This window comes from Candidatus Clostridium eludens (assembly GCF_045310515.1).
GTDB classification, from domain to species: Bacteria; Bacillota; Clostridia; order Clostridiales; family Clostridiaceae; genus Clostridium_B; species Clostridium_B eludens.
In genome coordinates, this window is record NZ_JBJHZX010000001.1 from 1 (window position 1) to 15,683 (window position 15,683).

Sequence of the window (15,683 nt, forward strand, 5' to 3'; positions counted from 1 at the left end):
TTAATCTCACCCGCATAGCAGGCGGTTTTTAGTTTCAGGCACTAAAGTACCTTCAACTTGTTAAAACATAATAAAAATTTAGTAATAACTAATATATTCTATATATTAGCTATAGCAACTGGAGGTTTTTTATGTACATATGCATGGAGAAATTTAATTATTTCAAATTCTAGAAGACTTGAATGTGAACTTAGAGAAACATTCTTTGTGCACCTGCAGAAATTGACTCCTGAATTCTATAGTAAAAGAAAAACAGGGGACCTAATTGCTTATGCTATAAATGATATATCAGCTATAAGAATGACTTTTGGACCAGCTACGTCAATGTCTATAAATGGTATTGTATTGTGTACTGCCTCCATATACGCCATGTGTAAGACTATAAATTGGCATCTTACCCTGATTACGTTAATACCTATCCCTTTTATTATTTTCTTTACGTTGAATATAGGAAAACTTATTAGAATGAAATTTACAGATGTTCAGGAAAGTTTTGCATCTATATCAGATAAGGTACAGGAAAATATTTATGGAATTAGAGTTATTAAAGCATATGTTCAAGAAGAAAAAGAAATAGAAAACTTCGAAAAATTAAATGACCGTATTACTAAAGCCAATCTAAATATGGTAAAAACCTCTTCGCTGCTTTCTCCTGCCATTGAATTTTGTTTTAGTATTAGCTTTGCCATTAATTTAATTATTGGAGGTAGAATGGTTTTAGATGGCAAAATAACCTTAGGAGATTTTGTGGCCTTTAACACTTACTTAACCATGATTGTAAATCCTATAATTTCTATTGGCCGTGTTATTAACATATATCAAAGGGGTATGGCATCACTCGGTAGATTAAATGATATCCTTAGTACATCCCCTCAAATAGCAGATAATGATAAAATAATTTCTTTAAAAATTACGGGCAACATAGAATTTAAAAACTTAGACTTTTACTATCCCGAATTAGATGAAAAATCTTTAAGTGGAATTAATATTAAAATCCCCAAAGGCCATACTTTAGGAATCATAGGGAAAACAGGTTCTGGTAAGAGTACCTTGGTAAATCTTTTATTTAAAATGTATAACGTGGAATCTAAAAAAATATTTATTGATGGAATAGATATAAATAACATTTCCTTAGAAAACATAAGAAATAGTTTTGGATATGTTCCTCAAGATAATTTTTTATTTTCTTCAACAATAAAAAATAACATAACATTTTTTAAAGATTTATACTCTTATGATGATATAAAATCTTCTACTGAAAACAGCTGCATCCAAAATAGTATAGATTCCTTCAAATATAAATTCAATACCATTCTCGGTGAACAAGGTATTAACCTTTCTGGTGGACAGAAGCAGCGTGTAGCCATAGCAAGAGCTATAATCAAAGATCCTGCTGTTTTAATATTGGATGACTCCCTCTCTGCTGTAGATACCATAACAGAAGCTAAAATACTAAGCAATTTAAGAACCATACGTAAAGACAAAACAAATATCATAATAGCTCATAGAATATCAGCAGTAAAAAAAGCTGATGAAATTATAGTATTGGATAATGGCAGCATATGCGAAAGAGGCACTCACAATGAACTCTTAAAAGAAAGGGGTATATATTATGATATCTACATGGAACAATATAAAGACAACAAAAAAGAAATTGAAGTATCATAACACTAGTTTAGTAAAGCTTTTAAAATTAGCCAAACCTCATTTAAACAAGATAATAATTGCGGCAATCTGTGCACTTATAGTAAATTTAACTCAAATAGCCAAACCTTATATTTTAAAACTTGTTATTGATGACTTTCTAGTAAAAAATATTTTTCGAAATGGTTTGTATTCAATTCCATTTATGGCCTTTCTATATTTAGCTACTGCATTATTAGGCAGCTTTACTTCTTTTGCCCAAGAAAATTTGATAAATAAGTCCGGTCAGGCAATTATAAAAGATTTAAGGATCAGGGCATTTAAAACTATACAGTTTCTTCCCTTACACTATTTAGATAAAATTTCTTCTGGAAGATTAATAACCAGAGCAACCAACGATGTAGAAGCGCTAAGTGAAATGTATACAGATGTAATTATAAATTTATTTAAAGACTTTTTCTTACTGATTGGTATTATTTATGCAATGCTCATGCTTAGTATGAAACTTACACTTATTTCCTTCTCAGTAATACCTATGATGGCTTTTATTCTTATTCTTCTTAAGAAAAAAATCAAGACAAACTTTCTCAATGTTAAAAATTTAATAGGAAGAATTAACGGTTTCATGGCTGAAAATATATCCGGCATGAAAATCATACAAATATTTAGGGCAGAAAAGGAGAAAAAGAAAGAGTTTTTGGAATTAAATGATAGTTATTTTAAAACTACATCGCTTCAAGTTCATTTAAACAGCCTTTTAAAGCCTGGAACTGATTTTTTTCAAAGTATCACAATCGCCATTCTTTTATTCTACGGCATTAATAAAATATCAGACCATAGTATTGACCTAGGGGTCATCTATGCCTTTACTACCTATATAAAACAGTTCTTTAATCCAATTGCTGATCTCGCAGACCAATACACTACAATACAGTCAGCTTTAGTATCTGCTGATAGAATTTTTGAATTATTAGACGAAGAAAATACTCTTGAAGATTTAGATGAAGGAATTGATATGAAGAATATTGAGGGAAATATAGAATTTAGAAATGTTTGGTTTGCATATAATGACAAAGATTGGGTGTTAAAGGGGGTAAGTTTTAAACTTAATAAGGGAGAAACTGCAGCATTTGTTGGCGAAACCGGAGCTGGGAAAACAACTATAATCAGCCTTATAAATAGATTTTATAAAATTCAAAAAGGAGAAATATTAATTGATGGAATTAATATTAATAATATAAAACTTAAAGATTTACGAAAAAGTATATCTGTAGTTTTACAGGATGTTTTCTTGTTCTCTGGTAACATTAAGAGTAACATTACATTGTATGATAATATTGATGATGAACAATTTAATAAAGCTCTAAATGTATCCTGTGCTAACAAATTTGTAGGCAGTTTTGAAAATGGAATTAGAGAACCAGTAATGGAAAAAGGCAGTACTCTATCTGCTGGACAAAGACAACTTATTTCATTTGCAAGAGCAATTGCTCATAATCCATCCATATTTGTACTTGATGAGGCTACCTCCAATGTTGACACCCAAACAGAAAAACTAATACAAGAAGCAATAGACAATATGGCTAAGAACAGAACTACTTTGATAATAGCCCATAGACTCTCTACTATAAAAAATGCTGATAAAATAATTGTTATGAAAAATGGTGAGATTATTGAAATCGGCAGCCATAATGAACTCATAAAAAAAGATTCTCTATATAAAGAATTAGTATATAAAAATGTTAGTTGAATTTTAAAATACATTTAATAAAAATATGGAGAATATATAAACTATTCTTATATATTAATAAATTAGGAGGTAAGATTAATGATGAATGAAACAATTAAAACTTTACTAGACAGAAGAAGTATACGAAAGTATAAACCTGAACAAATTAAAGATAAGGAATTAAATGCCGTTTTAGAGGCAGGTAAATATGCTCCGAGTGGGGGAGGTCAGCAGTCTGCATTATTTATAGTAGTTCAAAACAAAAACGCTATTAAAAAAATATCAGAAATGAATGCAGCTGTTATAGGTAAAGACAATTTTGATCCATATTACGGAGCACCTACAGTAATTCTTGTACTTGCAGATAAAAATAAATTGACACCTATTGAAGATGGAAGTATTGCTTTAGGTAATATGTGCAATGCAGCATATTCCCTTGGACTTGGTTCCTGCTGGATTCACCGAACAAAGCAGATGTTTGAGAGTGAAGATGGTAAGGCTTTATTAAAAGAATGGGGAATTGAAGGTGATTATATAGGTGTAGGTTCATGTATTTTAGGATATCCAGATTGTGAGAATCCTAAAGCTGCTCCAAGAAAAGATAATTTTGTTGTAATAGTAAAATGACAAATACTTAACTATTCACCATACAGCTGGCTACCTGTAAGTATGTTAAACAACTTCTTACAGGCAGTTGTGTTTTTTGGTAGGTAAAAGTATATCTACTTGATATGTATTATAATTAGAATTAATTTATCTGAATTAAAGAAAAAATTTATTAAAGAATAGTATAAATTGTATATAAAAAAATAAATATGTATGGATAGATATATTAAAGGAGATATTGAGTGTCCATGTATAATTCAAATCTAAATGCTTCAAGTTTTCTAGATAAAATTAGAATTGACAAGGGAATGGAAGATTTAAAAAATTTCTTTGGCCAGCTGCCTAAAAAGAATTTGAAAGAAGCAGCAAACTTTATTAATGATAAGAATTTACACTTTGCCACTTTATTTATTCTTAGAAAAGAAATTAAACAAAATAATTTATTTGACAGTCTAATTGAAAGAAATAAAATAGCATTATTGATTATTGAGGAAATACTGACAGATAAAAAATATGATTTAGCAGCAAAGCAAATATCTTTTGATTATATACAAATAATTCATACAGTCCTAAAGTGGATATTAGAAACTGGTTTTCACGAGGATGGCATGAATGATGAATATGACCAGGTTTTAGATATTACATCCATACTTTTGACAAAAATGTACAAAGATAAAACACTTCTACCCATTATAGCAGATATGATTTTTGAAAGATACAAAAAAGGACTTCTAATTCATGATTTAGTATGGGGTTTTTTTCAGGCAGCAGATCCACAGAGTTTAATTATCCTGGGAGAACGCTTACTTTCATCCAATACAGAAGATGTTAAAATAGCATCCACGCTATTAAACTTTATACCAGAAATAAATAAAAACATCAGCAAGGAAAAAAAATATACAAACTTTTTAAATTGGATGAAAGAAAATAGTGCTTTTTTAAAATATACAGGAGAGAGTTTCCAGCAAACTACAAATCCTAGGCCCTACAAGGTAATTCTTGAAGGTAAATATTTATGCAAAAATATTTGCTCTCATACAGGAAAAGCTTTATGTTCTCCATCAGAAAAAGAGTATGAATTATTAGATGAATTTAAAAAATTAGATCATAGCACTAAGGTACTGCTTTCAAATTTTTCATTGAGAATACATCATAAGAATATATATTTATGGGATATATGGCGTAAGCATTCTTTAGCAGAACAAATAAAAATTGCCAGAATAGGAGTGTTGCAATGATTAGAATTTCATATAATAGTTTTGATGTGAATACAATAATAAACCAGTATAAAAATAATAGCATAGAAAGATCTATTATTAATAAACTTTCCTCCAGCAGCCAGGTTTATGATTATAATTCCCTTGACGAATTAAAATTTGAACTCAACTTAAGAAAAAATATCGTAAATGCATCCATAAAATTAAATATGAGCGATTTCCATTTTCGTACTTTTCGTAAATCAATGTGCAATACTGACTACTGGGAGAGAACAAAACAAGGTGGTTTTTTATTGAAGGATGGAATAAAGTCTTCAGCTGCCATTAATGATATTTATAAAAACAGCGATGAGTATGGTACAGAATGCGCTACAGCTGTAGTTATTATATATTACAAAGCCTGCCTTGACTCCCTTGGAGAAAAAATTTTTGATCATACTTTTCAAAAAATATATTTAATAAACTGGCATTATATAGATAAAAATCTTTCTCTAAATGTTATTGATAACATAAAGGATTATCTACCTGGAGATTGTAGATACTTTCAAAATCCACAAGTAAATCCCTTAACTCCAGAATGGCAGGGAGAAAATGTAATTGTACTAGGAGATGGAAAGTATTATGGACATGGGGTAGGCATAAGAACTGAAAGTGAACTAATTACAGCATTAAATAGGCGGCGAATTATAGGAGCTACACAATCAGCATATTTATTAGATTCTGTCACAAGACCAGATTTTAAACAGTTGGCATATATTTATTCTAACGCCTCTTCCAGATTGACTAAAGAAAACTTAATCTTATGATATAATAATCATTTTGAAATGAAAAATAAGTACCTAAGGATGGTACTTATTTCTCAGTATATATGATAATCTACATACTAAATTACTGTCAGAGTTATTTTTATTTATCCTGGAGTTGCACTTAAATTTAGTGTGCCCTGCAACCACAGACACAGTTCTGGTAATTACCATTATATTTAGGGAAATATATATAAATATATTATTCACATCTTCTCTAAGGTTATTTTCTTAGGACAAGTACTATTATATATGTTAATTATTACTAAATCAAGTACTAAATACCAAATAATATTTATATTTTGAAATATTTTACTTTTTACTGACTAAAGTAACTGATAACAACCCCTGTCTATTATTATAATTAAGACTGTCGTATTGAAGAATTTATAAAGACACATTAAAGGCTTTTTTCCATGAGACTGTAACTAACATAATTAATATGATTAAATATGCATATATACCATAATTCACAAAAGTGCAGAAATAGTGTATTCCCGCTAATGCTCCTAGTAATATCATAAGAAGAATTGCAACTAGCCCTTCTCCCTGCGGTGAAACTTGGATTTTTTCTGAGAAAGGTAGGGATTTTTTCATTAATTTGAAACATATAACTGTAAACAGCAAAATATTTAAAAAAAGTACAAATACATCCGGAATTATTCTTATACCAAATATAAATATAAACAGTATAGACTCCAAAACATATACCGGAAGCATAAGCTTTACAATGAGAGCTTTTAAAGTTCCCTTAAATATGGAGGCCGTATTTTCAATTGGTATAGCTTTATAAATCCAAGCACCTCTATAGTTTACGGAGTATTTCATCATCATAACTACAGAAGGAAGTATTAGTGCACAAAAATATAAATTCAAATACATTTTACTAGAAGCTACGCTAGATAAGCTTTCATATCCTATGTTATTAAATATAAATATAAATGGAAGAATCAACGAAAATCCTAGCGATGGATACACCTTAAGCTTAAATTCCCTTTCATTTTTTATCATATAAGAGGCAAATTCAAAAAATACTTTTTCCTCTCTATTTGAACATACTATACTGGATAAAGCTGCACCCAATTTACCTTTAACCTTTTTGCCACGAACACTATTATTGTTTAACTTTTGCAGGCTTTTCTCAAAGGTTGGCATAAGCTTTACATATATAATTATTGAAATTATGGGGACAATTAATGCTAATATGGAAAACATCACAATAAAATAATTATAATTATGCTTCAATATCAATTCAAAAGGAGCAGCAAACCATACTGGCGGTAAAAAATACTGCCACCATTTAGGAGTTAAAATTGCTTTTAAGTCCACAATACTAAATAATCTTACTATTAGCTGATATCCTAAAGTTATAGTTATAGATAGTATTATTTGAACATAATTTATTATATCCTTTAATTTTTCACCATCAAAAAACTTTAATATAAGCAGATACAGCAGGGCAGTTATTATTACTATAAATAAATTAGACAGAATTATTTCAATAAAAAATATTAAGAAAAATAAAAGTCCTTGTTTTATCAAGGCCACCACTAAAGCTGCCCCAGAAATTGAAATAGTTATTAAAAACATATATATAAATATATGAATTATTTTTGCAGTGTTTAAAGTCTTATTATCTACTGGTTTTGAATATATAATATTTTTATCCCTTATGTCTAAAAGCACAGAAGAAAAATCAGAAATTAAGGAAGTCATAAGCATAAACATAAGAATTCCAAATACAAAACTCATTTGAAACATAAAATTTTTATCCATAACAACAAAGGGAACCATAACTATTCCTATAATTACATAAAATAACAGAGATTTTTTAAAATTATTTTCATTATCATTTTCATTTTTCTTTTTAGAGGAATTTTTTAATATTGTAGGTACCCGTCTTCCATCTATGAGAAGTTTCATCTGTAGTATCTTCCTCATTATAGTGTAATCTACGCCATATTTTTCAAAAACACTCTGAAACTTATCCAAAAATTTTAATGCTTTAAAATCTTTCATAAATTGCTACCTCTCTTCAATTATAGATACAAATTTTTCAGCTATTGACTTGTGTTCACTAAACCCTACTAAATCATTGAATATTCTTTCCAGAGATTTTTCATCAGATTTATTTTTTAAATCTTCAAAAGTGCCATCGGCTATAATTTCACCATTATTAAGAAGTACTATCCTGTTGCTTATCTTCTCTACTACATCCATTATGTGAGATGAATAAAATATGGTTTTGCCCTGAAGTGCAAGTTGTGCAAGTATTTCTTTAACTACAATAACACTGTTGGCATCCAATCCACTTAAAGGTTCATCATAAAACAGTATATCTGGATTGTGGAGTAAACTTGATATTATAAGTACTTTTTGTTTCATACCCTTGGAATAAGAAGTTATTCTTGAATTATAAACTTCATCTATACCAAATAGCTTCATGAGTCTTTCTGCTTTCTTGTCTACTTCATTATAATTTAAGCCATAGAGCTCTCCTATAAAAGTTAGATATTCTCTAGCTGTGAGACTATCATATATTTCTGCTGTCTCAGGTACATAGCCTATTTTTCTTTTATATTCTATGCTGCCGTCGCTTATATCTTGTCCAAAAATTCTTATCTCTCCTTCATATCCCCCTATGAGTCCAAGCATTATTTTTACTGTAGTACTTTTTCCTGCACCATTAGGACCTATATATCCTATAATTTGACCTTTATATACCTGTAAGTTTACTCCTTTCAGTACCTGTTTTTCTCCAAAGCTAATTTTCAAGTCCCTTATACTTATTAAAGGCGATTTTTCCAATAAGATCACTCCAGTCCATTCTCTTTTAAGTAGATTTTACCATATTATACTGTATAAGTCTTCTTTAATTATGCTTTTTTATTATCATAAAATTAAAGGGTAATCGCCTATTAGAGTTGTCAACTGTAAAAGGCGATATAGATATTGGTTTATCCCAATACTGCCATGACTATCTTTCTCAGCGGTTTATATATAACTTAACAATCGCTTCTTCCAGTAAATTAAAGGCAAAAGACAATTGTTCTAGTGTCACAATCAAAGGGGGATGCCAGGTGATACAATTTCCATTGGATATTTTGAAAGATAAGCCATTTTCCAAGCAATAATAAAGTATTTTTTCAGCAAGTTCGTCGTCTTTTTCCTTTGAAATTCTATTCTTAACAATTTCAAAAGTAATTAATAAACCTATTATTCTAATATCTCCGATACATTCATATTTTTCATAAAGTACTTTTGAACATGCCAACGCAGCCATTGATTGTACTCTGCAATTTTCTAATAAATTAAAATCATCAATATATTTAATAGTAGCACAAATGGCAGCACATCCTAATGCTGGTTTTTCGTGAGTATAGTGCCCCAGTGAAATATCCTGAGCTATATCATATTTTGACTTTGTAAGTACGCAGGCCTGAGGTATAATTCCACCTCCAATGCCCTTTCCAAGTAAAAGTATATCGGGTTCCACATCAAAATTTTCATGCACATAAAACTTACCACTTCTTCCAAACGCCGTAGGGATTTCATCAAAAATTAATAAAATACCATTCTTATCGCAAATCTCTCTCAGCCTTTGGAAATATATCTTAGGGGGAACATGTATATCTGATGCTCTCACCGGTTCTAGCAATATTGCTCCTATTTCTCCCTCATTCTTTATTATATATTCAATATAATCCAGACAAAAATTTGCAATTGTTTCTTCACAGGAACTGTTTATAAAGTTTCTATATCTATTGTATGGAATAGCTTTAATACATCCAGGCATAAAAGGTCCCATATCCTTTTTAAAAACAAATTCGCCACCTACAGAAATTGATTCAAGCCCTGCTCCATGAAATGATTCCCATAAAGAAATAACCTTATGTCTGCCTGTAACTTTACGGGCTATTTTAAGTCCAATTCCAACTGCTGCACTACCTGACGGAGTAAATAGAACCTTGTACTCTTTTGAAATAGTTTTTTCTACTAATAATTTTGCAGCTCTAACTGCAATTTCTGAAGTATATCTTCTTGGTATAAACGATAATTCTTCAACCTGATTTTTTATAGCTTCAATTACATAGGGATTTTTATATCCCACCTGATGAACACTATTGCCATGAAAATCAAGGTATATTTTCCCTGATATATCCTCAATGCAGCAACCTTCAGCTTTTGTTATCACATTCATGCAAGGTGTAGACATTGATTGTTTCATAAATATATCTTCATCCGCTTTTAATACTAACTTACTCTTTTCATCCAAGGAATTAACATAATTTAGACGAAGAGATGTAAAATTTACATCTCCTTCATGGTTCAATCCAATCTTATTTTGCATTTGGTTTTTTACCTTCTCTTATTAGTAAATTAATTTTTTCTATTAATTCAGGAAGTTCATTCAATGTATTTATTGTAAAATCTGCTCCTGCTCTCAAAAATACTTCTTCAGTTGACTTAATAGCATCATTTTTCTTATTTTCAGATAAGTTCTCAAATTCTTCACTGCTTAATCCCATTTCAGAACTCCCAATAACAGTTCCCACGGACCAAACTCCTGCATTTATACCCTCGTGTATGTCTGACTTTGTATCTCCCACTTTTACAACTTTCCATACAGAGGAAAGTTGTAATGCTTCTATATTTTTGAATATCATATAAGGATAAGGTCTTCCGTAAGAATTTGTAGAATCTGATGTTATCCAAAAGTCTGGTTCATAGCCATTTTTTCTCGATCCTTTTAAAACTGCTTCCATCATTTTATCTGTGTAACCGGTAGTTGAACCAACTGCCATACCATTATCTCTTAATTCCTTGGCAACTTCTACAACACCAGGTAATGGCTTAGAATACATAGAAAGTGAGCTTATAAGCAATGGCTCAAATTCTGAATGCAAAGTATTTACATCTTCCTCATCAAAATCCCTGCTATACTTTTCTCTCCAAATATTATTTATTCGCTTCATCTCAAGCATAGTTTTAATATGATCCCATTTAAGCATTCCCATAGGTGCTCTTGCTTCATCCATAGTTACCTCAATTTCTCTAGATTCAAATACTTGCAGCAATGCATTTACTGGTGCAAAGCACCCGAAATCCACTGTGGTTCCCGCCCAATCAAAAATCACTCCCTCAACCTTATTCATTGTGTTACCCCTCTCATATATTGTTCTATTATCTTACATAGCCTTTCAATGTCTTCTTTATAAATCTCTCCAATATTGCCAATTCTGAAGGTATCCATCTCCGTCAACTTACCTGGGTATAACACAAAACCATTTTTCTTTATATAATTATAAAAATTGTTAAAGTCAAATTCCTCATTGGGAAAAAGAAATGTGCTTATAATGGGAGATTGAATTTCTCTTTTAATGTAACAACTAAAGCCTATATCCTCTAATTTCTTTCTTATTAAATAATTATTTTCCTTATAACGTTTGTTTCTGAATAAAACCCCGCCTTCTCCAATCAATTCATCTATAGCCTTTGAAAAAGCTGCAACTACATGGGTAGGCGAAGTAAATCTCCATTTTCCATCCTTGTCCATAGATTTCCACTGGTCATATAGATCCAGACACAAGCTTTTAGAATTTCCATTGCATTTAATTAGTTTTTCTTTTTTGGCAATAACAAAACAAAGGCCGGGTACTCCTTGTATACATTTATTTGCACTGCTTATCAAATAGTCTATACTCAAATCCTGAACTCCTATGGGTATTCCACCAAAACTACTCATTGCATCTACAATTAAAGTTTTGCCATATTCCTCAGAGATTTTAGCTATTTCATCTATGGGGTTTAATATCCCGGTTGTTGTTTCACAATGAACCATAGCAATATGAGTTATAGCCCTATCCTTATCAAGAATAGTCCTTATCTCATTGGTCTTAAAAATTTTATCATATTCAGAATCATGACATACGTAATTGATACCCATATATTTACACATTGTTATCATTCTTTCACCATAAGCACCATTTGTAACAATAAGCAATTTATCCTCCCTACCTAATGTGGAATTTAAAACAGCTTCAACTCCAAAGCTCCCACTTCCCTGCATCAATACCACTGTATAAGCTTCTTCAGAAGCTTCTGCAATTTGAAGTAACTGTTTTCTTATTTTCTGAGTGATTACCTTATAATCATCATCCCATGTACAACGATCAAAGAGCATTTGCTCTTTCACTGCTGCAGTGGTTGTCAAAGGTCCAGGTGTCAAAAGTTTATATTCTTTCATAGTATTCTCCTCCAATTTTTATGCTATTTTGCAGCATTGAAAAAATCTTCATGCTTTTGCAAAAGGTCTACCGTCAATGGCTCTGAAAACTTTTTAGGATGACTTGGCTTGTTTAAATCGTCAATTGATTCTCCTTTATACAGTGCTACTGGATAACTTTTAATAAGTTCAGCTCTTGCTTTAGTAATAATAACTTTTGCCATATCCTGTGCTAACTCTGTTGTAGCAGTATCACTCTTTTTAACAACTGCGATTGATTCTGTAAGGGAATAATTTCCCTCAATAGGATCTACATAGTCGATTGGCTTCCCTGCTGCCTTATCCGCCACCGCCTGATGACGAAGTCCAAAGCCTATTGCAGCCTCTCCCACTCTTACTTTTTTGATTGGACCAGAACCTGATGATTCAAGATTTGGACCACAATTTTGAATAATTTTATGAAGAATATCTTTTCCTTCAGTTTCTCCATACTGACTTACTATTGCTTGGACAAGCAACCAAGCTGTAGAAGAACTCATTATGTTTGGTATAGAAACTAATCCATTATACTCAGCACTTCCCAGATCCTTAATAGATGTAGGCATAGTCAGACCTTTATCCTTCATAACTTGCGTGTTTACAAATATAGATCCTGTATTTGCCAATATTGGTGTGTAATAAGACGGGTATTTTTCTATAGAATTTGTATCAAAATTCAGATTCTCATACATATTGTATTTTTTCTGGGAACTGTCAATAAAATAAGAACTCATTGTAATTAAATTTGCTTCAATCTTGTCCCCCTCTGCCATAAGCTTTCCACCAAGTTCTGAAGTTCCAAAGGTCTTTAATACATATTTACCATCATAACCTGCATCTTTTAGACTTTTTTCCATTGCCTGTACTGCTTCATCATCTGCATTAGTGTAAATGACAACTTTTTGCACTCCTTTACTAGTGCACCCCGACAGTCCTATTAACATAAAACAAATAATTAGAAAAATAGAACTAAGTTTTAATATTTTTTTCATAATTAAATCTCTCCTTTTTTTATTTATCATATGACAACAAATCTTAATAATTATATTGGTTAAAAAAATAAGTATGGATAAAATAAATATTTCATTATAATCCTCAAAATGCTGCAGTTCTTTAATCCTGCTGGTTATAACTGAAGTTCTTGCACCCACAAGGAAGATAATTGCACTGATTGTAACCATTGAATTAATAAAATAATAACTAAACATTTCTATTATTGTAGATATTGAGTTTGGAACTATTACCCTTATAATTGTCTTTATCCATGTATCACCCATCAATTCTCCCGTAGTTTCCCATGCAGGATTCATTTTTGAAAAAGAGTTTTTTGCCATAAGATAAGGTGTAGTAAACAAATGGATAATATTGCAAATAATTATAATGGCAAATGTTCCTTTAATGTCACTATTATTAAAGAATATTAAATAGGCAAGTCCTAATACCATTCCTGGAACACTATTTGTAACCATCGAGAAAATATCAATAATTTTTGTAATCTTTTTGCTAAGACCCGTACGAACATTTATTAATGCAGCGGTATATGAAGTCAACGCACCTAATATTGAAGATAAAATGGAAACATATATTGAATTTAAATACACCTGAGAAGTTTCACTGGAAAAAAATATTTTGATAAAGATCTGAGCTGTAAATCTCATATCATAAGGATAATTGGCAACAAAAGGTGCGATAAACATTATTAGAAATATAGAAATAATTGCTGCTATTGTTAAAATAGATATGAGAGAGAAACATACATCTCGAAATTTATTTTTAACTATTTCAGTTGTTGTAATCCCGTCATAATGGAAATTAAATTTTTCTAAATAATTTAAAAATAAAATACCTATAACTGCTGGAAAAAGCATAATCACTGCTATTGCCGAACCACTATTGAAATTTGGTATAGAACCCAACATAACCTGATATAAAAGTGTGGATATAACATTGAAGTTTCCTCCTACTGAAGCTGGTATTCCAAAATCCGTAAAGCTCAATATAAAAGTCAAAACAAAGGCTCCTCCTAGAGTACCAATAAGTGGACGAATTATGGTGTTTATAAAACTTTTTAGAAAATTATCACCCATTAGCTTTGAAACAATTGTAAATTTGTTATCAATATAACTAAAGGAATTATTTATAAGCAGAAATGCAAAAGGTATAGTATATATAACATAGCCCATCAATAAGCCGTTAAAACCATAAATTTGAAACAATTGTCTTCCAAAAACTTTTGTTAAAAAGCCCTGTTTGCCAAAAGAATATATAATTACAAACCCATAGGTAATTGTAGGCAAAAGCATTGGTATGGATATTCCAACACTTATTATCTCCTTTACTGATTTAAAAATATTTGTACAATTTACTGCATAAGACAGTATAAAAGCTAAAATTGTTGTTATTATTGCAGCAACAGATGAAACCTGAATACTATTTTCTACTGAAATTAGAATATTCTTATCATGAAACAACGGATTAAAGCTGTTTAAAGAACTCTTTAAAAGCACAATTAAAGGTGCAAAGAGAAATACTATAAAAAATAATGCAACTATTATAAAAATAATTTTTATTTCTAATTTCTTACTGTACATAGCACTCTCCAAATAGATGGTAGATATTGTCTCTTTTTATTTCCAATTGACGTAATATAAATTCTTTTATGAAATCATTCTTAGGTTTAGTAATGACCTCTTTAGGCGTACCATATTGTGATATTTTGCCTTTGTTAATAATCAATACCTTGTCAGACATTGTCAACGCTTCTTCCGGATCATGTGTTACAATAATAGTTGTAATCTTATACTTTTGAGTAATGGCTTTGATTCTATTCTTAATTGTCTCTTTTATCACTCCATCAAGAGCACTTAAAGGCTCATCTAGGAGCAAAATTTTAGGTTTTGTTGCCAATGTGCGGGCAAGTGCCACCCTCTGTTTTTGTCCACCTGACAGTTGATGAATCTTCTTAGATAAATGAGATTTTAATTCCAAAAATTCTATAATATCTTCAAGCTCTTTTTTACTTAGTAAATTAGGCTTGTTTTTAAGTCCATAAACAATATTTTTATAAGCATTCAAATTGGGGAAAAGTGCATAATCCTGGAAGACAATATTAAAGCCCCGTTTCTTCATAGATAATTTACTGATCTCCTCGCCATTGTAGATAATTGAACCGCTATCCATAGGTATCAAACCTAAAATTATATTTAACAATGTAGTTTTTCCGCTTCCACTGGGACCTAACATAGACACAATCTCACCATCTTCTATCAGAAGATTTATTTCCTCAAGAACTATTTTGTCATTATATTTTTTTTTAACATTTTTTAGTTCTAACATTTGTTACCTCCACTGTTTCATTTTTTCTTAAGTATATACAATTATTTGTTAATGCGTATTATGGCTTAGTTAATTATACGTAA

At 30.5% G+C, this 15,683-nt stretch carries 12 protein-coding genes; 5 read left to right on the forward strand and 7 right to left on the reverse strand.

Annotated elements, in window-relative coordinates; translation table 11 throughout:
- The first annotated feature begins 57 nt into the window (after positions 1-57).
- The 5 genes from ACJDU8_RS00005 (at position 58) to ACJDU8_RS00025 (ending at position 6,002) form a co-directional block, all read left to right on the forward strand.
- Positions 58-1,668, forward strand: coding sequence for an ABC transporter ATP-binding protein (locus ACJDU8_RS00005; protein ID WP_406790105.1), 1,611 nt, complete (start codon positions 58-60; stop codon positions 1,666-1,668).
- Positions 1,613-3,394 (forward strand): ABC transporter ATP-binding protein, encoded by a 1,782-nt coding sequence (locus tag ACJDU8_RS00010; RefSeq protein ID WP_406790106.1) that lies wholly within the window; start codon positions 1,613-1,615, stop codon positions 3,392-3,394. The genes ACJDU8_RS00005 and ACJDU8_RS00010 overlap by 56 nt, the downstream gene beginning before the upstream one ends.
- 81 nt (positions 3,395-3,475) lie before the next feature.
- Positions 3,476-4,000 carry a nitroreductase gene (locus ACJDU8_RS00015; RefSeq protein ID WP_406790352.1) on the forward strand — a complete coding sequence of 175 codons (525 nt, stop codon included), beginning with the start codon at positions 3,476-3,478 and terminating at the stop codon, positions 3,998-4,000.
- A gap of 227 nt (positions 4,001-4,227) precedes the next feature.
- Positions 4,228-5,217: a hypothetical protein gene (locus tag ACJDU8_RS00020; protein ID WP_406790353.1), complete on the forward strand. Its 990-nt coding sequence runs from the start codon at positions 4,228-4,230 to the stop codon at positions 5,215-5,217.
- On the forward strand, positions 5,214-6,002 hold the full coding sequence (locus ACJDU8_RS00025; RefSeq protein WP_406790107.1) for a protein-glutamine gamma-glutamyltransferase: 789 nt from the start codon (positions 5,214-5,216) through the stop codon (positions 6,000-6,002). The genes ACJDU8_RS00020 and ACJDU8_RS00025 overlap by 4 nt, the downstream gene beginning before the upstream one ends.
- Before the next feature lie 384 nt (positions 6,003-6,386).
- Here the strand turns inward: ACJDU8_RS00025 and ACJDU8_RS00030 are convergent, their stop codons facing one another.
- The 7 genes from ACJDU8_RS00030 to ACJDU8_RS00060 all read right to left on the reverse strand — a co-directional run bounded on the left by ACJDU8_RS00030 (position 6,387) and on the right by ACJDU8_RS00060 (position 15,600).
- Complete coding sequence (locus ACJDU8_RS00030; protein ID WP_406790108.1) at positions 6,387-8,018, reverse strand: hypothetical protein; 1,632 nt, start codon at positions 8,016-8,018, stop codon at positions 6,387-6,389.
- 6 nt (positions 8,019-8,024) lie between these two features.
- Positions 8,025-8,816 carry an ABC transporter ATP-binding protein gene (locus ACJDU8_RS00035; protein ID WP_406790109.1) on the reverse strand — a complete coding sequence of 264 codons (792 nt, stop codon included), beginning with the start codon at positions 8,814-8,816 and terminating at the stop codon, positions 8,025-8,027.
- A 169-nt stretch (positions 8,817-8,985) separates the two neighbouring features.
- A complete protein-coding gene (pbfA, locus tag ACJDU8_RS00040; protein ID WP_406790110.1) occupies positions 8,986-10,350 on the reverse strand; it encodes a (R)-1-hydroxy-2-aminoethylphosphonate ammonia-lyase in 1,365 nt (454 codons plus the stop codon).
- Entirely contained in the window at positions 10,340-11,155 is an 816-nt protein-coding gene (gene phnX / locus ACJDU8_RS00045) for a phosphonoacetaldehyde hydrolase (protein WP_406790111.1), read from the reverse strand. Before phnX ends, pbfA begins: the two co-directional genes overlap by 11 nt.
- Positions 11,152-12,246, reverse strand: coding sequence for a 2-aminoethylphosphonate--pyruvate transaminase (gene phnW / locus ACJDU8_RS00050; protein ID WP_406790112.1), 1,095 nt, complete (start codon positions 12,244-12,246; stop codon positions 11,152-11,154). Before phnW ends, phnX begins: the two co-directional genes overlap by 4 nt.
- A 23-nt stretch (positions 12,247-12,269) precedes the next feature.
- A complete protein-coding gene (locus ACJDU8_RS00055; protein ID WP_406790113.1) occupies positions 12,270-14,855 on the reverse strand; it encodes an extracellular solute-binding protein in 2,586 nt (861 codons plus the stop codon).
- The gene (locus tag ACJDU8_RS00060) at positions 14,845-15,600 is read right to left on the reverse strand and encodes an ABC transporter ATP-binding protein (RefSeq protein WP_406790114.1); all 756 of its coding nucleotides are present in this window, start codon (positions 15,598-15,600) and stop codon (positions 14,845-14,847) included. Before ACJDU8_RS00060 ends, ACJDU8_RS00055 begins: the two co-directional genes overlap by 11 nt.
- Positions 15,601-15,683: the final 83 nt, after the last annotated feature.